The organism is Zobellia galactanivorans, from assembly GCF_000973105.1.
Lineage (GTDB): Bacteria > Bacteroidota > Bacteroidia > Flavobacteriales > Flavobacteriaceae > Zobellia > Zobellia galactanivorans.
This window is the reverse complement of record NC_015844.1, coordinates 2,819,656-2,842,019: the sequence shown is the minus strand read 5'-3', so window position 1 is coordinate 2,842,019 and position 22,364 is coordinate 2,819,656. Positions and strand designations below refer to the sequence as shown.

The 22,364-nt window shown below is 43.5% G+C and carries 12 protein-coding genes; 2 read left to right on the top strand and 10 right to left on the bottom strand.

Annotation, left to right across the window (positions count from 1 at the left end; translation table 11 throughout):
* Positions 1 to 10 precede the first annotated feature (10 nt).
* The 3 genes from ZOBGAL_RS11420 to ZOBGAL_RS11410 form a co-directional block, all read right to left on the bottom strand.
* Positions 11 to 3,442: a VCBS repeat-containing protein gene (locus ZOBGAL_RS11420; protein ID WP_013993766.1), complete on the bottom strand. Its 3,432-nt coding sequence runs from the start codon at positions 3,440 to 3,442 to the stop codon at positions 11 to 13.
* A gap of 192 nt (positions 3,443 to 3,634) precedes the next feature.
* Positions 3,635 to 5,086, bottom strand: a complete 1,452-nt coding sequence (locus tag ZOBGAL_RS11415; RefSeq protein ID WP_013993765.1) for a RagB/SusD family nutrient uptake outer membrane protein — start codon at positions 5,084 to 5,086, stop codon at positions 3,635 to 3,637.
* Between the two features lie 17 nt (positions 5,087 to 5,103).
* Positions 5,104 to 8,229, bottom strand: a complete 3,126-nt coding sequence (locus ZOBGAL_RS11410) for a SusC/RagA family TonB-linked outer membrane protein (RefSeq protein ID WP_013993764.1) — start codon at positions 8,227 to 8,229, stop codon at positions 5,104 to 5,106.
* Between the two features lie 340 nt (positions 8,230 to 8,569).
* On the opposite strand from ZOBGAL_RS11410, the gene ZOBGAL_RS11405 reads away from it, so the two are divergent.
* The gene (locus tag ZOBGAL_RS11405; RefSeq protein WP_013993763.1) at positions 8,570 to 9,823 is read left to right on the top strand and encodes an NRAMP family divalent metal transporter; all 1,254 of its coding nucleotides are present in this window, start codon (positions 8,570 to 8,572) and stop codon (positions 9,821 to 9,823) included.
* Between the two features lie 29 nt (positions 9,824 to 9,852).
* Here the strand turns inward: ZOBGAL_RS11405 and ZOBGAL_RS11400 are convergent, their stop codons facing one another.
* The 7 genes from ZOBGAL_RS11400 to ZOBGAL_RS11370 form a co-directional block, all read right to left on the bottom strand.
* Positions 9,853 to 11,790: an OmpA family protein gene (locus ZOBGAL_RS11400; RefSeq protein ID WP_013993762.1), complete on the bottom strand. Its 1,938-nt coding sequence runs from the start codon at positions 11,788 to 11,790 to the stop codon at positions 9,853 to 9,855.
* 9 nt (positions 11,791 to 11,799) lie between these two features.
* Positions 11,800 to 12,783: a PorP/SprF family type IX secretion system membrane protein gene (locus ZOBGAL_RS11395; protein WP_013993761.1), complete on the bottom strand. Its 984-nt coding sequence runs from the start codon at positions 12,781 to 12,783 to the stop codon at positions 11,800 to 11,802.
* 8 nt (positions 12,784 to 12,791) lie between these two features.
* Positions 12,792 to 16,496, bottom strand: coding sequence for a T9SS C-terminal target domain-containing protein (locus ZOBGAL_RS11390; RefSeq protein WP_013993760.1), 3,705 nt, complete (start codon positions 16,494 to 16,496; stop codon positions 12,792 to 12,794).
* 151 nt (positions 16,497 to 16,647) lie between these two features.
* Positions 16,648 to 17,535 (bottom strand): ACP S-malonyltransferase, encoded by an 888-nt coding sequence (gene fabD, locus ZOBGAL_RS11385; protein ID WP_013993759.1) that lies wholly within the window; start codon positions 17,533 to 17,535, stop codon positions 16,648 to 16,650.
* A gap of 70 nt (positions 17,536 to 17,605) precedes the next feature.
* Positions 17,606 to 18,115 carry a gamma carbonic anhydrase family protein gene (locus tag ZOBGAL_RS11380; protein WP_013993758.1) on the bottom strand — a complete coding sequence of 170 codons (510 nt, stop codon included), beginning with the start codon at positions 18,113 to 18,115 and terminating at the stop codon, positions 17,606 to 17,608.
* A 26-nt stretch (positions 18,116 to 18,141) separates the two neighbouring features.
* Positions 18,142 to 18,870: a LytR/AlgR family response regulator transcription factor gene (locus tag ZOBGAL_RS11375; protein ID WP_013993757.1), complete on the bottom strand. Its 729-nt coding sequence runs from the start codon at positions 18,868 to 18,870 to the stop codon at positions 18,142 to 18,144.
* Between the two features lie 28 nt (positions 18,871 to 18,898).
* A complete protein-coding gene (locus ZOBGAL_RS11370) occupies positions 18,899 to 20,854 on the bottom strand; it encodes a tetratricopeptide repeat-containing sensor histidine kinase (protein ID WP_013993756.1) in 1,956 nt (651 codons plus the stop codon).
* A gap of 248 nt (positions 20,855 to 21,102) precedes the next feature.
* Between ZOBGAL_RS11370 and ZOBGAL_RS11365 the strand changes: the two genes are divergently transcribed.
* Complete coding sequence (locus ZOBGAL_RS11365; RefSeq protein ID WP_013993755.1) at positions 21,103 to 22,290, top strand: vWA domain-containing protein; 1,188 nt, start codon at positions 21,103 to 21,105, stop codon at positions 22,288 to 22,290.
* The last annotated feature ends 74 nt before the right edge of the window (positions 22,291 to 22,364 follow it).

The following is a 22,364-nucleotide window of genomic DNA, read 5'->3' as shown; positions in this document are numbered from 1 at the left end:
CCATCGTACCCTAATTTTTCCCAGAAACATATTCGACCATTTGCAAAGCATCGTCATTTTTCGCAAACACCATATATTTACGACCTGAAGCATTGTTTTTTATGAACGCTGCGGTTTTCACATCTCCCTTAATGAACAAGCCACTCTCATATGGAAAAAGCGACTTAAAGCCTCCTTTACCATTCCCCAAAAGCAAATTTCCATAACTTCCATCATTTCGGGGTGTTTCAACTTCAGATTGGTACAAATTTCCCGACAGCAGCGCATCGGCATGACCGTCACTATTAAAATCGTCAATGAGGATACTATTGACCGAGGAGAATTGCGTCAACGCATCGAGTTGGTGCACTTTGAATTTAAAGTTGCCTAAATTTTCGATATAGGAACTGGCAAAGGTAGTAGCCCCGTAATGCAATGAATTTTTCAATTCTTCCTTACCGTACACCGTTGACAGGTCGGCTGCCCCAAAATCATCATAACTAGGGAATTTCTTTTTTATAAAAGGCATCTGATCCGATGAACATTGCCTACCCCTTAACGGATAGACCTTTCCTTCTTCATGGTAACCCAATACGATATCTAGTGTGCCGTTCCCATCAAAATCGCTTGTAAACACTTCAAACGGTGCTTCTACAGAGGCTTTGTATTTATAGTTTTCACCTAGATTGCCCACTATAAAATCCATATCCCCATCTTGATCAAAATCTGCCGTAGCCACACTAAACCACCAACCCACCTGATCATCCAAACCGGCCTTAGTGGTGCTATCTATAAATTTACCCTTGTCATTTTCGATAATCTTTACGGGCATCCACTCCCCTACGACAATCAGGTCAAGATCATTATCACTATCGACATCTACCCATTGCGCTTCCGAAACCAAACCGAATTCCGCCATAAAAGGCGCCACATCTTGGGTGACGTCAACAAATTCAATTTTACCTGCTTTGCTTTCGTTTCTAAGCAAATAACTCTTTGCCGGAAAAGGATACTTACCCGGCACCAATTTTCCCCCAACAAAAAGATCTATATCGCCATCATTATCAAAATCGCCAGCTTTGACCGATGCCCCGCTTGTCACTATTTTCGGAATGGCCTTCGCTCCTTTTGCAAACTTACCCTTTCCTAAATTTTCATAAAACCGATCTTGATAGTAGTCATCGTTTTCCTTTGCTTCATTGCCCCCCGAGACCACGTACAAATCAAGGTCGCCATCGCCGTCGGCATCGAAAAATTCCGCTGCCAAGTCTTCATGCATTTTATCTTCTTTCCATGGATGGCCCGACGGCTCAAAATCACCGTTCGATTGCTGCAGCCATAATTCGGAGCTTTCGTTTTTCGCCCCTCCTATATAAAAATCATCCAAACCGTCATTATTTACGTCACCCACAGCTAAAGCCGGACCGTTCTGGGAGAACTTATGGGGTAGCAATATTTCACGTTGAAAGTCGTCAAAATCGTTCTCCTTGTGCTCGAAAGTATTTTTTAAATCGTGTGATACATCCTTAAAGAGAAATGCGTTGTCGCTAGATACATCGTTCGAAAGGCCGCTCTGGGCATCATCGTATTTCAAAACCAACTCTTGGTTCGTTGGCACATCTTTAAGCGACTGACGTTTTCCATCGGGCCAGGTTATCGATACCTTGTCTATTACGTTCTTTTGCCCCGTACCGTAATGCAGTCTATTGCTTACCGACGATTGAAACCCTCTTGACACATAAAGTTCCTTAGACTGCACTACATCATCATACTGCAACGAGATTCGTGCCCCAATACCATTTATATTGCCTTTTTCACCCCTTAACTTGACGGACAAGTAATTATTATCAGGCGCCAATTCGCGACTGTTATTCCGATAAACCGTCACGGGATCATTTATATTGTTTCCGACAATATCCAAGTCACCATCGTTGTCTAGATCAGCGTAAACGGCACCATTTGTTGCGGTAGGTACATTCAATTTCCAGGATCCGTTCATTTCGGAAAATGTAAAATCGCGATTGTTCAAATAAAGTAAGTTTACTTCCTTCTTTTCTGGCATTACCGCTAGAAGGTCTCTATAGTACGATGCAATCAGGGAATCTTTATTGCCATATTTTTTTATATCGTCATATAGTTTTGCTACCCGTTGCCTTTTGTAAATAACAAAATCGTTATTTCGAAATGAGCGCAGTACCCCATTGGAAACAAATACATCTTGCCATCCGTCATTGTTCATATCAAAAAACAAGGGAGCCCAGCTCCAATTGGTCTTTGAAAGCCCGGCGAATTGCGCCACATCGGAAAAAGCCGGTACCGTGCTATTTTCCAACATATTACCATTATTCAATTGTAGTGTATTGAACATATATTGATAATGGAGCCCCTTGCCAACGAGGTCGTGAAATCGTTTGGGATTCATACCGCTCATATTGGTCTTTAAATCATAGTTGTTATTCGAAACCATGTCGACCGATATAAAATCGAAATAACCATCATTATTGATATCGGCGATATCGTTACCCATCGAAAAATTGGAAATATGATTGGTAGCCTGCTGAACCACCTCTTTAAAGGTCCCATCCTTTTGGTTGATATACAGGTGGTCTTTCTCGGAATAGTCCATACCGATGACCATATCGGGCCATTGATCATTATTCAAGTCCCCAATGGCAATACCGAGACCATACCCAATACCGTTGTCGACAATCCCCACCTTTTCCGAAACATCGACATATTTACCTTCGTTGTTCTGAAATAACCTATTGCTACTATATTCCGATTTTTGGCCAAGGAGTTTGTCGATATTCGATTCGGTTTCTGCAGGATCGATACCGTGGTTTAAAAGAAACATATCAAGATCCCCATCTTTGTCATAATCAAAAAAAGCAGCTTGGGTAGAATAATGGGCAAGATCAAGACCATACCGGCTTGCCTCTTCTACAAATTCAGGGACACCTTTATCATTTACCCCTTGATTGATGTAAAGTTCATTTTTTCGATGTTCGGGATTGGGATAATTTCCCGATTTCGAAATATAAATATCGAGTAGTCCGTCTGAGTTGATATCGACCATGGTTACCCCCGTAGGAAAGCCCGTCTTTCCTTTTAATCCAGCTTCGAGCGTCTTCTCCTCGAACACCAAACCTCCCTTATTGAGAAAAAGCTTATTGCTATATAAGTTGGATATAAAATACAGGTCTTGTAAGCCATCATTATTTAAATCCCCTACCGAAACTCCGCCCCCGTTGTATAGATACTCGTACAACACCCCATTTATGGTAGGACTCTCGTTGATAATATTTACAAAGTTCAACTGTGTTTCACTTGGTGACAGTATCGTAAACAGGGGTTGGGAGACTTCCTTAGATCCTTGTTTACCTAAAGACGATTCCTTTTTTTCAGCGCATTGTAAGAACAACATACAAATGACTACAATGGTATAATAACGGCGACTCTTCATCTCTGCTGATTTTGGCATTCCATTTCTCCCTGCTATTCGGTCAGACCCTATTATAAGTAAAAGAAAATAATAAGTCCTTAAAAACCAAATGATTTTCCAAAGGAAGGGATATCCTCAGGAAAACCATTTGATCATTTTACTGTATTAAAAAAACGTATTGGGACCAGATATTCTACTCCCCCGTACCGTTTGCTAATAATTCTCATTTTGAATCAGCACCCCATTACTCAAATCGATTTCGCGCTGAGGGATAGGGAAGTAATAATGCTTTGGTCTGACGAAGGTTCGAGGAGGATCAAACTGCCCTCTATCTTCGGCATAAATAGCTGCGATATCGACAATATTGGCCTTATCCCAGCGCATCAAATCTTGATGGCGTTGATTTTCGCCAACGAGTTCAACCCGTCTTTCATGGATAAGTTCTGGCATATCGGCATTTTCAATCGGAGCAAGTCCGGCCCTTCTTCGTACTTCATTAATCTCAAAATCACCAGAACCGGCACCATTTAAACGAATCTTGGCCTCAGCAACCAAAAGATATACATCGGCAACCCGTAATACGGGTACATTCTGATCACCATTTAAATTACCATCGGCCTTGTAGTTGGCATATTTGGTCAAGCTATACCCCGTTTGTGTCAAATCGGAGGTAAATTCTACAACTCCTCCTTCACCTCGGTCGACCATGTCCCCGGGGCTTAAAATTGAATTGGCCAATCGTACATCACCTTCTTCAAATTCATTCACAACATTTTCGACCGGGTCATGAAAATCCCAACCACCCCATGGTCTGGGCGCATCGAACATCTTGGGCACATCGGCCCAATTTTCCTCTCCTTGTACGGAAAATAACATTTCGGGGTTATTCTCGGTCTCAGGCACAAAGTTATCCCTAAAGTTAGTAGCCAATGGATATGGCCCACCAATTACTTCTTCTCCTGCATCAATGGATTTTTGAAACTCCTCTTCGTAAAGATATAGTTTTGCCAAAAGTCCGTTTGCCGATCCCTTATTGACCCTTCCTAAATTTTCGGCATCGTGGGTTTCGGGCAATAGACTGGCCGCCATGACCAAATCAGCTTCTACTTGGGCACGTATGTCGGCCAAAGATGATTTGGGGATATTAAAGTTGCCTTCAATAGTGTTGGCCTCCAAAATTAAGGGCACCTCACCATACAGTACGGAAAAACGCCAGTAGGCGAAAGCACGTAAAAAATGAGCTTCACCCAATATTCTGTCTTTAAGGGCCGCATCGATATCTTCAATACCGGGAACATTGATCAAGACCGAATTGGCTCTAGATACAATCTCGTATTTGGCACCCCAACCGCTTCGAAAGCCATCATTACTGGGATCGAACGTAAAGTTCTCCATCGCTTCTTCATAACCGTGGTCACCAGCCCTAAAAATATCATCGGAACAATTGTCGAATACGTTTTCACTGTGACCGTACAAATCTTCCCAACGCAAAGGTTCGTACATGGCCGTGGAGGCCGCATTGGCATCTGCGCCATTTCGCCAAAACTCAGCCGATGTCGATTCCCCGTAAGGAATTGTATCCAACACTTCTTCATTACAACTTATTATGATTCCGGCTATAAGCAGACAGGAAAAAACCTTTTTTATTATCATATTATTTTTCATGGTTCTTTTTTCTTAAATTAAAAACTAAGGTTTACCCCTACCAAAAAGGTTCTAGACTGAGGGAACTGGGCAAAATCAACATTCTGCTGAAGGTTACCATCGGTTAGCCCCAATTCTGGATCCAAACCTGAATAGCCTGTTATTGTGAATAGGTTTTGAGCGGTGACATATAAGCGTAAACGGCTCAAACTAATTTTTTCGATATAGTCACCGGGCAAGGAATAGCCGATTGTCAGGTTTTTTAAACGAAAATAATCGCCAGATTCTATGAACAAATCCGAAGTTCTATGGTTAAGGTTCGTACGAAGCGTAGACACTCTTGGAATTGAGTTACTCGTACCCGGCCCGGTCCATCTGCCTTGAATATCGGAATATACGTTAAAAGGATAGGAAGCATCAAGACCTTGCATTCTGTCCGCATTGTAAATATCTACTCCCGCCGCACCTAAGAAAAAGGCGGTAATATCAAAGCCTTTATAGGCGATGTTGGTATTGATACCATAAGTAACATCTGGGTGTGGACTTCCTATTATCGTTCGGTCTACATCGTCGATTACCCCATCTTCATTAATATCGACAAATCTCACATCACCGGGCACCGCTCCCTCTTGCAAGGCATGGGCATCGACCTCATCTTGTGTTTGAAAAAGGCCATCTGCCTTCCACCCATAGAATGTTGCTATAGGCTCCCCTTCAAAGGTCCGTGTCAGTTCTTGGTTAGGTCGGCCATAAAAATCAGAGGCCAAGAAATTACCATCTACCAACTTAATGACCTTATTCTTGACAAAGGCCGCGTTGGCCCCTATGCCATAGCTGAAATCCCCCTTGGAATCTTGCCAGTTCAATTCAATCTCGAGTCCCTTGTTCTCAACTTTTCCAACGTTCTGGAACGGAGAGGAAATCGAGCCCTGACTACCAATGGCAGGAGGCTGCAACAACATATCTTCCGTATTCTTTATAAAATAGTTGAAATTAGCTGTCAGCCTATTATCCATCATACCCACATTCAAGCCAAAATTACTCATCACTACCGTCTCCCATGTTACATCTGGGTTGGCATAACTAGCTTGGGACACACCTTCTACCTGATTGCTTCCATCAAGGCCAAAAGAATATTTTCGACCTGCACTTAGTCTCGCCAAATATTGCAACCTTGAGATATTTTGGTTCCCCAATTCACCCCAACCTCCGGTCAACTTAAGGTCACTAATGAATGGAACGTTAAAAAATGATTCTTCAGAAAGTCTCCATCCTAAAGAAAAAGCAGGGAAGGTTCCCCTTTGATTGCCATCCGCAAAGCGAGATGATTCATCTGACCTTAAGGTAGCGGTAACTAAATACTTATCCTTATAGGAATAATTCAACCTTCCGAAAATTGATTTCAAACCATCATGTGACCGGAATTCATCTGCCGTATCAGCATCTCCATTTTTTAATAGTTTCTGGCTATCGGAAGATTCTACGTTAAACGTTCTTGCACTGAATCCCTGTGAATCGAAAGATTGTTCGGTATAGCCGGCAACTCCCCCAACCACATGGTCTCCAAAGACTTTGTTATAAGAAAGAAAATATTCCATTAGAAAAGAATAAGTTTCGCTATACCCTCGGTACCTACTGCTAGTTCCTCTCTGTCTAATTTGATCCAAAATCTGCGCACTATACTCTCTTTGATCGTTCAACTCGGCATCCACGCCCAAATTGGCCTTAAACTTCAAAGCCGGGGTCAGTGTGATTTCAGCGGCCACATTTGATAAAATTCGAGTGGTCCTGTTTTTTGCGTCGTCAATATCGACCGTATATATTGGGTTGTTGATGTCGCCGAACTCACTACTTACTTGAGATGAGCTATATGTTCCATCTGAATTACGTACAGGAAGGCCTGGATGAAAGCGAATAGCACTCCAAATCAGCCCTGATTGCGCCGAAGTGGTATCAAAGTTATTGCTGGCACGGGTGGAAAGCGAAAGGTTTTGCTCGATCTTCAACCAACTATTAATCCTATGGTCAGAGTTTATTTGTAAGCTAAGACGATTGGCCTGGGCCTTTTCGATAACCCCTTGCTCATCATAATATCCCAAACCAAACAAGAAAGACGATTTCTCACTTGATCCCGTAATGGTCAAATCTACATTCTGGGTTGTACCGGTTCTGAACAGCTCATCTTGCCAATTCGTTCTTTGGGTAAGATATTCGGAATCTTCCCAAATCTCATTAACGGGTAGACCATCGTTAACGTAACGTTCCCTTTTTATCGCAGCTAACCCAGGCGCATCGAGTACGTCAATAGTCTTGACAACATTAGAAAAGCCAACATACGAATCTAACGTCATTTGGGTCTTCTCGCCTTTTCTGCCTTTTTTCGTTGTTATAATTACAACTCCATTGGCAGCACGAGTACCATAAATTGCCGAAGCCGAAGCATCTTTCAAAACTTCGATAGACTCGATATTATTTTGGTTTACCCCGGCAATACTGCTTGTAGGCACACCGTCTATAACGTATAAGGGGTCTGAATTATTAACCGTTCCCGTACCACGGATTCTTATTGAAGCTCCAGCTCCTGGTGCTCCACCGTTGTTGACCACTTGAACACCGGCCAGTCGTCCTTGGAGTACTTTATCTACACTCGATACCGGTAAATTTTTAAAATTATCACCACTTACGGAAGATATAGCCCCGGTAACATCCTTTTTCGCCGTAGTACCATAGCCCACAACAAAAACCTCCTCTAATTGAGAGGCATCAGGTTCCAATGAAACATTAATCGTCGACTGAACTCCTACTTGTATTTCTTTTGTGGCATACCCTAAATAAGATATAAGCAAGAAATCACCCTCACCGGTAACCTCTATTGAATAATTGCCATCAAAATCGGTGGTAACCCCAACAGTCGTGCCTTTAATGAGTACGGTAGCTCCAGGCAAAGGTTCTCCGATCTCATCGGTAACCTGCCCCGTAACAGTAGTCGATTGAAACAAGTCATTTGAGTATGCAAGTTCATATTCAAAATTAGAATTTACAGGATTAGCATTTACGTTGGCAACAAATGCTAAAGCAAGGATACAGGTCAATAGGTTGCCTTCCGATAGACCGAACTTTCGTGTAAAGGAAACCGAATGCCCTCCATAGTGTTTTTTTTTCATAATAAGTAGTAGTAGTAGTTAGGAATTAGTTGAATATATCATTTGGCACCAATTCCCAAACCTACTTAGTACTCAGTGGCAACTTTCACCTTAGTAGAATTGAAATAAGACTCCATACAATAGACGTTAAATATACACTTAATGTCGATGCGCCTTTCCAAATCTGCCTTTATTTCATAAAAAAATATTAATTTTTTGCCGGTATATTTACGTTTTAAAGTAAAACCCTACATAGTCGATATTAAAATCTTCGTTTTTTAAAACAATGGAGATTAAGAACATAAAATTTTAGCCGACACCTCTAGATTAAACTATTAATTTAGGCGGCTCATACAAAGAAATGCTATCCAAACTGAAAATCCTTCTAAAAAACCTCGGACCCGGACTACTGTTCGCCAGTATGGCGATAGGTACGTCACACTTAGTTCTGTCTACCAAGGCCGGTGCCCAATACGGCTGGGTCATGGTCATACCCATTTTGCTCGCCAATGTTTTCAAATATCCTTTTTTTGAATTCGGCGTACGCTATACCAACGTTACCGGAAAAACCTTGACCGAAGGCTACCTCAATCGTGGAAAAACCTATTTGTGGTTTTATGGTTTCATTACCTTGGTATCGACCTTTACCATTTTAGCGGCACTTTATACGGTGACGGCCGGGCTATTCATTAACCTTTTAAAGATATCGCATGTTTCCATAGACATGATCGCCTTGGCCCTATTCTGCTTTATCAGCATACTGTTGATCGTTGGCAAATACCGGTTTATGGAAGTTTCGCTAAAATTTATCGTTTCACTCCTCTTTATTGCCCTGCTGGCAACGACGGCAGTGGTGATTTTTAAGGGCAGTGTAGAACGGATACCCGATTTCACGCCGCCGCCCCTCTTCAACAATGCGGGCATTCTTTTTCTGATCAGCCTAATGGGATGGATGCCGACTACGGTTGAAGCTTCAAGCTGGGTCAGCCTATGGAGTGTAGAGAAATGGAAGACCCAAGCAAAGCCTTCACTTTCCGAATCATTACAGGAATTTAGGGTTGGCTATTATACGACCTGCCTGCTAGCCCTATTCTTTCTGACTATCGGATGTATGACGCTTTACGGCACTCAAACCGAACTCAGCGGGAACGCCGTTACCTTTGCCGATCAAATCGTACAGCTGTTTACCGCACATATAGGCCCATGGGCCTATATCTTGATTTCGGTAGCGGCCTTTGCTACCATGTTCAGTACGTGTATGACCGCCCATGATGCCATCGCCAGGGTCAGTATCGACATACTTGAACTCGGGCTCCCACGCTTAAAGCTGTCGGGAAACAAGCGTATTTTTGCCGTAGGAGTAATCGTTTTGGCCCTTGTAAACTATATTGTGGTCAGTTCCTTTAGTGCCAATATGGGACAATTGGTTTCCCTAGCCACATTTGTATCTTTTGTGGTAGCGCCCATTGTGGGCTATATGAACCTAAAAAACGTTATGAGCGATGAAATACCACAGGCCCATCGGCCTAAAAAAGGGCTGAGAATTCTCACCTATGCCGGTATCTTGTTCTTATCGCTCTTCTCCGTTTATTACTTCTACATCGTAGTCTTTTAATCAAAAGAGAAGGAGCAAGCCCCTTTTTTCTACTGGCTTAACTCGTCATAGTTTTCTATAACAAAAAGCGTTCTCAAGTTTTGTTTATGAAGAAAATCGAGACAATACACTCCGTTGGTACAATTGTTCAAGATTTTCTCTTCCCCGTATCCTACCGCTTTGGTAATATTGCTCGGTGAAACACCCTTGTTCAACAAATACTTCTTTATATTCTCCGATCGCTTTTGAGAGAGCCGCTTATTGGTGCTATTACTTCCCCGGCTATCGGTATGTGTTTCGATGGCAATCTTTAGACGCGGAAACCTTTTGACGGCATCTACCACCTTATCAAGCTCGGGCGTCATCTCCAAGGTAATATCGGTCCTTCCCGAAGCAAAGTAAAAGTTGTTGGTGTGCAATACTTTCTTCCCTTCCTTCTCCCTAACAATATCATCAAAGGAAAGTAACTCTATTTGCAATGGCCGCTTCTGTATTTCGGCCAGTTCTTTTGGATTGTAGCTTTCCTTAAAGGTAGAGTAGCCGTTTTTAACGACTTCCAAGGAAACCATGTCCGTATAGGGTATTTCCACCTTATAATCCCCATTCTTGCCCGATACGGTTCTACTTAAAACCTCTCCTTGAACATCAAGTACTCGGACCTCAACGCCAGCTATAGGTTCATCATAGGGAGGCTTTACTATTTTACCCCTAAAAATCAAGGTTTTAGGACCTGGTTTTTCGGTAATTTTAAAGCCGTAGATATCGTCGTTGCCTTTTCCGCCCGGCCTATTGGAAGAAAAATACCCCATAAGCTCGTGTCCCTCGCCCGGCCTAATAATAAAGCCGAACTCATCGTATTTTGAATTTATACCCTGCCCTAAGTTTACAGGTATACTGAAATCATCACCGCTCCCTATATTACTGCGGTAAACATCCATACCTCCGTAACCGTAGAAAACATCGGAAGAAAAGAAAAGGCTATTATCAAACACAAAGGGTGCTATTTCGTTACCGGGCGTATTGATTCGCGGTCCTAAATTGATAGGCTCAGACATAACTTGGCCGTTGTTGGTCACCACATAGTAAAGATCTGTGCCCCCATAACTATCTTCAAAATTAGCGGCAAAGTACAGACGCTCGTTTTTATCATCGTAAAATGGATAGTAGAAGGAAGTACTCAAATCGCGCAATAAAAAACGGAAAAGCCCACCCTCATAGGCCATCCCTATGGACAAAGCATTCTTTCCCTTTTCATCGAAGGTCAAGTTCTTACCGTCGGCATTTGAAAGCACGTAATACGTACCACCTGTGGCTTCGGAATAAAAGGGTGTAGATTTATGGAACGGCGAATCGGGAACGCCTTTATACAGGCTTACATTATCGAGGTTCCCCCCCTTTTCAATATCGGCTTCGTAGATATCGAGGTAGGACTCGCCCGAAGGACCGTAAACCCGTTTCGATTTGCTCTTTCTTCCACTACTGAACAACAGTTTATCGTTGTAAAAGGCTGGTGAAAAATCTGAAAACGCACTATTGGTATTCAGGTTAAACACGAAGAAACCCGCAGCCTCGGTTTCCTTTTTTTCACGTAGGAGGTAATTGAACTCCGCGTTTTCTACCAACTCGCTCGCAAGCTCATTGCTTTTTGATTTCAAAAAGGCCCTTATTCTTTCTTGTTCCGAGATTTTACCGAAACTCTGCAACATCTTATTAAAACGATGGGCAGACATAATGGTATCGTTCTTATGGATATCAAGGTATATTTTTGAAGCCTTGTTGTACTCACCGGTTTTAAAATACGAGTCGGCCAGGTTCAACAATTGATGGTTGGTAATGAACTTACCCGATTGCATTTGTTTCTTATACTCCTTAATTGCCTCTTCGTAGGCGTAACTATAGAAGTATCCATCGCCCTTAGATGTCAGCTCTTGACCAAGGGAAGACCCTATGGCCAAACTAAATAATAATATGAAGATTCTGAATTTCATAGTCTAATATTAGAAAAATCTAGGCGTATCGATTTGTTTTGGTTTTCCTTTCAAGCTCTTTCCGCTTCCGCCGGAGCCGTCTCCCCTACCCAAATAAAATTTGAGAATCACTTCATGCGAACCGCTACTGAACTCTCCAAGTGGATTGGTATTGTAGTCATACGAATAGCCGATAAAACTACCATTGGTTATCTGAAAACCTACGAGTCCGCTCACGGCACTCCCCAATCGGTACGAGGCTCCCATGGTAAACCTATCGTTGAACAAAAAGTTGGCGCTAAGGTTTGTATTCACAGGCGCCCCATTGATATAGTTGATCAAGAAAGCCGGTTTAAACTTTAGGGTTTCCGAAAAATCGAAGACATAGCCCCCAATAAAGTTGAACTGCAGCTTGTCTTCTATAATCGTGGCCACCTCATCGTTATAGATGCCGTCGGTCAAAAAGTTCGGTATCGACGCCCCTAAGTACCAGATATCGTCTTCGTATAAAAAGAACCCGGCACCAATGGTCGGATAAAACTTAGAAATGGTCTCACGCCCCAAAATAGGTTCGCCCGGATTTTCAAACGTACCTTTTGAAAAGTCAACGTTCAAAAAAGAGCCACCGGCATCCATACCAAAGGAAAGCTTCGTATTGTCAGAAACATTAAATTGGTACGAATAGGCCAATTCAACGTAGGTCTGGGTAGACGGCCCTAACTGGTCGCTTATAATATTAAAACCGAGCCCGTTCTTTTCGTTGGCAAAGGGTATATTGGTACCCAAACGAATGGTGCGCGGCGAACCTTCGATATCAAGCCATTGGGCCCGATAGGTCGCAGCAATTTCCGGATTCTGTACCGACCCCACATAGGCAGGGTTGAAACTACCGATGTTATACATATACTGCGTATACTGAGGTTCTTTTTGAGCAAAGCTGTTTGCCGATATAAACAATACACCTATAGTAAAGCAGATGTAACCGTGAAAGGATTTTAGTATTCTATTCTGCATTATCCGTATTATCTTATAAGCTGGATCCAGCCTTTTTTAGTGGTGGTGGTTTCAAAACCTTCTACTTCTTCCTCTAAGGTTAAATTTAAAACATAAAAGTAAGTACCGTCAGGCGCTTCCTTACCCTTCCATGTTCCGTCCCAAATAACCTCATCGGTCATTTGATCACCTTCGAAAACCACTTTACCGTACCTGTTAAATATTTTGATATCGTAGACGAGGTCTACCAATCTCGATTCTAATTCCCTATTGATTTTCAATACATCATTGGTTCCGTCATTGTTGGGCGAAAACTGATTGAAGACTATGCCCAATTCCGCAGTTGTTCTTTCCGAAACATTGACTGTGGCCGTAGCCCTGTTGTTATCGTAATTTCCTTCACTTTCGGCTGGAGAAGATCTTGTTATTTCCGCGGTGTTCTCAAAAGTACCGGCGATAGGAAGCGCCATCCTAATTTCAAGTACGGCAACCTCGTTCCTAATCAGTTCGGGTATACTCCAAATTCCCGTTTCAGGTATGTACTCGCCTTTATCTGCCGTACTACTGATATACACCAAACCACTATCGACATCAGAGGAAAGGGTATCTCGGACTATTATTCTGGAAACCGCATCTTCATTGGATTCGTTCGTCACCCTTATAGTAAAGATTACTTCTTGTCCGACCAATGGGTTTACCCTACTCAAGTTTCGGTAAGGCCGTTGAACACCCAAGGTGTCATCTTCTTTTACGATCCTAGCAAATTTTTCCAATACCAAATCGATGCCTTCGGGCAAATCAATATTCAATGTCACCTCAGCAGTATCGTTATCAGGGTTGTCGTCTACCGGAAAGGACTGTAGTAATTCGGCACGGTTGGTATAAGGCCCGCCGTCAAGTACTTCTGCCGTTAGGGTCATAGTGACCGTCCCCCCTTCGGATATCTCTGGAATGGTCCACTCACCCGTAGTCAATACATAACTACCGTCGGAGGTGTTATGACCTTTATAGTCGAATCCTTCTTCCAACATCTCCCCTATGATAACGTTCCGAACAATTCTATTGGATAGATTATTTACCGTAATGGTAAAAATAACCTCATCGCCTGCAATGGCCTCGGCCTTATCAACCGTTTTCATCACTTCAAGATCAATGGGTGTCGGGTCACAGTTTCCGTTGTTGATGTCGGGATCACAAGCATCTAAGGGATTCGTTCCATCAGCTTCTTCTTGTCCATCGGTAATTCCATCACCATCGGTATCACATAATCCGTTAGAATTATCAGGCACACATGGATTATCGTTACCGGGATCCAATTGATCCACAACCCCGTCCAAATCAGAATCCAACACATTGGAATCCAAGGCATCGATTATACCGTCGCCATCCTCATCCAAGGGATTGGCAGGATCATCACCTACTTCGTCCCCATCGTTTATTCCATCATCATCGGTATCGGGATTGTCGGGATCGGTTCCTAGGCTGGCTTCCACTCCTCCTAACAATCCATCACCATCATCGTCGGTATCACAACTGCTGACGGCGATAGAAACTTGGGCCGTTTCGTTTTCACAAGGTGCCTGGGCCCCTGTTGTTGTATAGGTAAACACATAGGTACCGCTAGGCACTCCTTGAAAATCTACCACATTATCCGCATTTGGACTCACATTGACAGGGCCGTCGAACCATGCCCAAGTACCGGCACTGGCGATAACCGAAAACGTATTGTCTAAATCAAAGGTGGTAGTACCATATCTTTCGTCGTTACAAGAAGATGCATCCTCTGGGCTACCTGCGGTAACAGCCGGATTAATCGTAGCTATCACCTCGGTTCTTTCCGAGATACAACTATTGGCTTCGGCCTCGACAAAGTAAGAAGCGGTACGCGTCAAATTATTGATAGTGAAACTCGCCCCTGTGCCTAAGCGCGAACCACCGGTGGCACTTGCATACCAATTAATGGTAGCATCTTCCGTTGCGGTAGCGGTAAGAACGACCTGGCCCGGCCCACATCTACTGTCCCCTTCGGTATCCGTAATTTCCGGTGTTGGGTTTACCACCAACGATATGGTCTGTACTGGCCCATCACATTCCAGTGCCGTGTCATAGTAAAACGCATAATACGTTCCAGGCAAGGGATTGGTTATCCTATTGGGCGGAACAGGAGTACCTACTGGATTCCCGGCATTTGTTGCCCATCGTAAAACGGTACCTGCTGGGGCACTACCTTGAATATAGTCGGTCAACGAAGTAGTAATCTCATCACAAAAATCAGTAGGAATGCTCCCATTTACAGCGGGAGCTATCTTGGCCGCACATTTATTACAATCTTCAACGGTAATAATTACCTGTGTAGAATCGTTTTCACAAGGAGCTATGGCTCCGGTCGTAGTATAGGTATACACATAAGTACCGGCCGTTTTACCACTAAACTCGACACGGTCATTGGCCCCTACCGGCTGAACCGTCTCAGGCCCTGAAGAATAACTCCAAGTACCCGGAGCTTCTCCCGTAATCAAAGTACCAAGGTTTACGGCGGTATCCCCAAAATCACCATCCGTGTTATTACACAGCGTAGTTGCCGTAGTAGTACCTGGAGATGGCGGGGTGTTAATAGTTATGCTAACCGGATCACTACTGGCGGTATAACATGAATTGTCGTTCGCCCAATATACGGCGTAATAGGTACCCGACGCGGTAACCGTGGCGTTAGCCAACAAGTTAGCGACTGCCGTTGGGTTGGCCGTTGTACTCCACCTCAACGAACTACCCGCAGGGGCACTTGCGGCACCGCCAACGACAAAAGTATTTAAATTGACACTTGTGCTGGGCGGATTACAAAAAGTCGTCAGCCTTGCTCCATTGATGGCAGGCGGGGTATCCCCGGCCACACAGTCATTATCAAGAATAGTAACCGTTCTTCCCGCAACACCAGGCTGGTTGACTGAAAACAGGGTAGTATTACTAGGGGTACCCAATTGAAGGATTGCGGTTTCGTTGGGTTCGGGATCCGTATCGTCAATTACATCGATAAACAGGTTGACCTGGTTTACCCCGGCCGGAAAAGAAAGTTGGCCTTGGGTAAGATTGGTCACCGTTCGAACCACATAATCGACATTTCGGGTGGCGGTACTTGCAGCAGTAAAGGAATAGGGCACCGTAATGGGCGTTCCCGTTCCGTTGGCCTTATCCAATTTCACTACATATTGCCCCAGATTGGCTGCACCTGGCGCTTCTACTTCGGCGGCATTGGCATCCAGTCTTTCCAAGGTAAAGGTCCCTTGGTCGTCATCCGCAACATTTAAAGTAACAGACCTAGCGATTGGGTTAATCGTACCACTACTAGCACCAGATAGGGTAATAACAATGCTTTCATTGCCTTCGACCAAATCGTCTTGGGCGATATTAACATTAATCGTTCTAGAAGGGTTGAGGCTATTCAAAGTCACATTCCTTGTAAAGGGCTCAAAATCATCGTTTTCGGTAGCAGTACCCCCAACAGTAAAAGTAACAACATTAAATTCTCCCAAATTATTAGTGTTCCTCGATATCGTAAAACTTGCCCCATTCGTATTTCCATCGGTCTCAGCTGCACTGTTGTCAGATGAGGTAATGGAAATAACAGTCTGGGCCATCAACGATTGGCCGGAACTAAGTAGAACCAACAATAAAAATGCTTTGCCAATGGTTCTCAGGTCATTGACAGAACGAAGTATTTTCTTTTTCAATTTCATAACTGTCCTTTGAATACAAATTCAATACACAGCAAATAAAGTAGGTCGTGGCTAAATGGGCGTCAATATTACTAAAAAAATCGTCCTCAACCTTAAATTAGGGGTTAAATCAAGGTTTTACGGACAAACTACATAATATACGGAATAAAGATCAACTCGGGATATCTGCCGATCGACTTTCTGTTCCCGGAACAATTTTTCTTACCAGTCCTTGAAGCACTTTGCCGGGGCCGACCTCGATAAACAGGGAAGCTCCGTCCTTCACCATTTGTTCCACACTTTGCGTCCATTTTACGGGAGCGGTCAATTGCAAAATCAAGTTCTTCTGAATTTCCGCGGAATCGCTCACAGCAACGGTAGTCACATTCTGATAAACCGGACATTTCGGACTAGCAAAAGTCGTATTCTCTATGGCCGCCGCCAGTTCTTCCCGGGCAGGCTCCATCAAGGGAGAGTGAAAAGCGCCACCTACGGGAAGTACCAAAGCCCTTCTAGCTCCCGCTTCCTTCATTTTCACGCACGCTTTTTCAATGGCTTCCACCTCACCTGAAATCACCAATTGCCCAGGGCAGTTATAGTTCGCCGCAACGACAATACCAGGTGTCTCCTCACATATTTTCTCTACAAGGGCATCCTCCAAACCTAAAACCGCTGCCATAGTACTGGGCTGAAGCTCACAGGCTTTTTGCATGGCCAAGGCACGTTGCGATACCAATTTTAAACCATCTTCAAAACTCAAGGTTCCGTTGGCCACCAAAGCGGAAAACTCGCCTAAAGAATGACCGGCCACCATATCCGGCTTAAAACTGTCGCCCATTACCTTACTTAAAATAACCGAATGTAAAAAAATAGCCGGTTGCGTAACCTTGGTCCGCTTCAAGTCTTCAGGCGTACCTTCGAACATTATATCCGTTATCGGAAAACCAAGGATATCATTGGCCTGTTCAAAGAGTTCTTGGGCCAAGGGATAGTTCTCGTAGAGGTCTAACCCCATACCTACAAATTGCGCTCCTTGTCCGGGAAATATATATGCATTCATTATTTTTATTTTTTAGTGGGTGCAAAAATAGCAAATAAAGTTCAAGTGCCAACCTCGGCCTTAAGGCGTCCTATTCTTTGAACCAAGCCGAGTAGGTGACGTAATTGTTTGCTATACGATCGATTTCGCCCGAACTGAGTTCCGGACTTATATCTTTTATCTTTTTTGCCGGTGTACCGGCAAAGACGCTTCCGGCCGGCACATGGGTGCCCTTGGTCAGCACTGCTCCCGCAGCTATAATGCTATTGCTCTCTACCACACAATCATCCATAATGATGCTTCCCATCCCTACCAGCACATTATCCTTTAGGGTACACCCATGAACTATGGCGTTATGCCCTATGGAAACATTATTACCGATAGTGGTGGGCGATTTTTGATAGGTACAGTGCACTATGGCCCCATCTTGTACATTGACCTTATTTCCCATTTTTATATAGTGCACATCGCCCCGAAGTACGGCATTGAACCAAACACTACATTGGTCGCCCATACTTACCTCTCCCACAATGGTGGCATTTTCAGCAATGAAACAATCGTCTCCGAATTGTGGGGTCTTTCCGTTAATCGTTTTTATCATCTTGGTGTTTTATTCTTGTTCTTTCTTTAAAAATACGCCAAAAGCTCTTTCTTTTTCGAAGCTGAGACCAATAGTTCCTTTCCGTTCGAAACTACTACACTACCGCCTTTTCCCTTTCTGTACTTGACCACCTCATCAACGTTTACCAAATACGATTTATGGATACGGGCAAAGGAAAAATCGGTCAGGGCCTCTTCAAAATACTTTAAAGTCTTGCTTACCAAAATCTTTTTGTTCTCTAAATAGATCTCGGTATAATTATCATCGGCCTTGCAATAAAGAATATCGGCCACGTTCAATACCTGAAACCCATCTTGCTGTGGCAGGGTTATCTTTCCCTGTACCGATTTCAACTTCGGTTGTAAGACCTTATCTTCGAGCTCGTTCTCTTTTTGTTTGATTTCCTGAACATATTCCACGGCCTTTACGAGCTCGTCGATATTTATGGGTTTCATAAGGTAATAGGCCGCATGGCTGTTCAGGGCATCCACGGCATATTGGTTATAGGCCGTTACAAAAACGGTTTCAAAGGAACGGTCGGGCAATTGATCAAGAAGGTCAAAGGCATTTCCGAAAGGCATTTCCACATCTAAAAAAACAAGGTCAAGATCGTTTTTGGAAATAAGGTCAAGTCCTTCTTGGATTGACGCCGCCTCTCCCAAGAGCTTGACGTTTGTACAATATTTTCCGAGATAGTTACGCAAAATCTCCCGGCTATTGGCTTCGTCTTCAACAAGTATGGCATTTAAAGTCATAGTAGTTATTTTTTTAGGAAGGCCCCGATCAATCTTTACGGAGCACAAATATCACTTTCGTGCCCGAACCATCGGTCGTGAGGTCGGAAATAGAGACATCAACCTTGTTTTTGTACATATCGTTAAGAATGGCTATTCGCTTTTTGATATTGCCCATCCCTTTCGATTTTTGTTTTTTCTGGTTCTCCGTCTTCAATTGTCCCGATTTCTTTCTACCGATACCGTCATCGGTTATCACGATCTCTATGGATGTCGAACCCTTTGGTCTTACATCGATTGTCAAGCGCCCCTTATCTTCCTTATAACGGAGTCCATGCCAAATGGCATTTTCAATATAGGGCTGCAATAGCATGGGCGGAATTTCAAATGCCGATACATCGACCTTCTTATCTACATTCAATTGATAATCGAACTTATCGGGAAATCGGGAATGCTCCAATTTCACATACAGCTCCAACTGTTCCAATTCTTTGGCCAGCGGGATAAAGTCCTCTTCGGAATTCTCAAGCACCGAACGCATCAATGTAGAAAACTCACTAAGGAAGCGGTTGGCACTGCGTTCATCGCTCTTGGCGATATAATTATTGACCGAATTGAGCGCATTAAAGATAAAGTGGGGATTCATCTGTGACCGCAAAGACTTTAAGGCCAAGAGATTATTTGCCAATTTCTGCTGTTGATTGCTCCTATAGAAGAAAAAGGCGGCCAGCCCCAATAGGATCATTCCGAAAATAAGGGAATAGATGATCCACCTTTGGCGCTTATTGCTTTCCTGAATCAATTGCTGTTCGGTCAAGGCCAGGTCGTACTTGCTTTGCGAAAGTTCGCGTTCTTGCTCCAATCCCGAAATACGGTTTTGACGCATTGAGATTTCCCTATTGAAACGCGCCGCCCTGGCGATTTCCTGTTCTTTACGCACATATAGGGTATCTACCAAGGACACATAACTTCTATAGGTTTCAAAGGCCTTGGGATAGTCGCCCTTATACTCAAAAACCTCCGACAATTTTCTTGTGGCGTCTTTTTGAACCACAAGGTCGTTTTCAGAATCGGCGGTCTCAATACTTTCCTTTAGGTAGGGAATGGCCTCGTCATACTTATCTTGGGCAATGTAGGCATTGGCAATTTTATAATTAATGCGTTGCGGGGTGATAGAATCCAATTCGTCCCTTGCTTCGCGTTTGGCCGTTTTCCCCTTGGGAAGCGTTTTTAGTTCGCTAAGACTTTTTTTCCGCAATTCAATTTCGGCACCATATAGGTTCTTCTGATTGTAAAAATCAGCTACCTTTTCCTTTTCCTGTACGGCCCGTTTCGGCTCCAAGTCTTCGGTAAGTTGCAGCGAGCTATTGTAATACGCACCGGCCTCGACCAATTTATCATCTTGCGCATAGGTATCGGCAATCTTTGAATTCAGGTCGGCCAATTTGGGTGTTATTTGGTTTTTTTTGGCCACTATGAGTCCTTCTTCAAAAAAAGCAAGGGCCTTCTCCACTTGATCTAAGCCGCGATAGGCATCGCCTAGGCTTTCGTTCAAACGCACTTTTTGATAGGGCACCAACCCTTCTATTTTTAACAGGGGAAGGAGTACCGTTTCCGCTTCCGAAAACTGCTTGTTCTGAATATATGCTTCCGCTAAAAGCAGGGTTGTTCGTGTAGATTTATAGGCTTCTAAGGCATCTATGTAATTCGTAATGGCCAAATCGTACTGGTTGTGGTATTGGTAAACCTCCCCTAAGGCGACCAAAGACTCGGAAAGCGATTTCTTATCGGCCTGCTTGCCCAGAACGGCAATGGAATTGGTGATATAATCGATACTCCTTTCTATATCGCTTTGCCTATAGACATTGGCCGAATCGAGATAGACTTGGTGCAGATTGCTTTGGGGCTTGGCCATTTTACCGCGCCGCAGCTCCTTCTGCCCCCATACACTTATGGTGGAGCATCCTATAAAAAGAAAAAGCAATATGTGGCGAATTGAACCCATTTGATTATTTGTACAACGTAAACTTAATCGAATTATGCGTCACTAAAAAACGTACCTCTTCCCTAATTCCCCTAAAAATTACCTTCCGTAAAGGCTTCACGCATCCAAAAGAAGCGTTCCCTCTTTGAAAACGCCACTTCCCTCAAAGCCGGTTTTACACGAAATAAGTTGCTTCTACTTTTACCCCATCAACAACAAATAATACGAATAAATCACCCCCTCTAAATAGGGCCTTAAAAAAAATAATTATGAAACACACAAAACAGATTCTTGGATTAGCCCTTATGTCATTCGCCCTTACAACCATGTACGGTTGCGAACCAAAGGCCAAAAAAACGACAGTAGCACCGGTAATGGCCCAAGCCCTTAATGTTCCAGAAAAGGACAAGCCCAAAAACAACACGGTCAAAATTGCCCTATTGTTGGATACCAGTAATAGTATGGACGGACTTATCAACCAGGCCAAATCACAGCTTTGGGATATAGTAAACAAGTTCACCCACGCCAAATGCGGCAACGAGCAACGGCCTGAATTACAAATTGCGCTCTATCAATATGGAAACGACAACCTATCTTCCAATGAAGGATACATTCAACAAGTATTGAACTTTAGCGGGGACCTGGATGAAATTTCGGAAAAACTGTTTTCATTGACGACCAACGGAGGCGAGGAATTTTGCGGGGAAGTCATACACACCTCATTAAAGCAACTAGACTGGGGCAATAACCCCGATAACCTGAAAATGATTTTTATTGCCGGTAACGAACCCTTTAACCAAGGCAAGCTCAACTACAAAGACGCAGTGACCAACGCCAAGGAAAAAGACATCGTGGTCAACACCATCTTTTGCGGTAACTACGAACAAGGCATCAATACCGAATGGAAGAACGGCGCTACCTTAACGGGAGGGGAATACATAGCCATAGACCACAACAGAAAGGTGGTCCATATCGACACGCCTTACGACGATGTTATCATTCAACTGAATTCAAAACTGAACCAGACCTACATTTCGTACGGAGCCATGGGAAGTGCCAAAATGGAGAAACAACGCGTACAAGACGACAACGCCTACGAACTCGAGGAAGCCGTTGCGGTTAAACGTGCCGTCAGCAAAAGCTCTCGATTGTACAACAACAAGCAATGGGACCTGGTAGATGCCTCCAAAGACGAAAGCTTTAATATTTCCGAAATCAAAAAGGAAGAACTCCCCAAAGAATTAAAGGAAAAATCAGAGACCGAAATAAAGGCTTATATCGAAGAAAAAAAATCAGATCGCGCCAAGATTCAAGCCGAGATCCAAGAGCTGAACGCCAAACGCGAGAAGTTCATTGCCGAACAACAGCAAGAAGGCGAAAAAGGAGAACTTGAAAATGCCATGTTGGAAGCCATCAAAAAGCAAGCAGCCAAGAAAGACTACAAGTGGGAAGAATAATTAGCTTCCATAACCAAACAAAAAGCATCCCGAAATTTCGGGATGCTTTTTTATGTTTTCTATTTGGATTACAC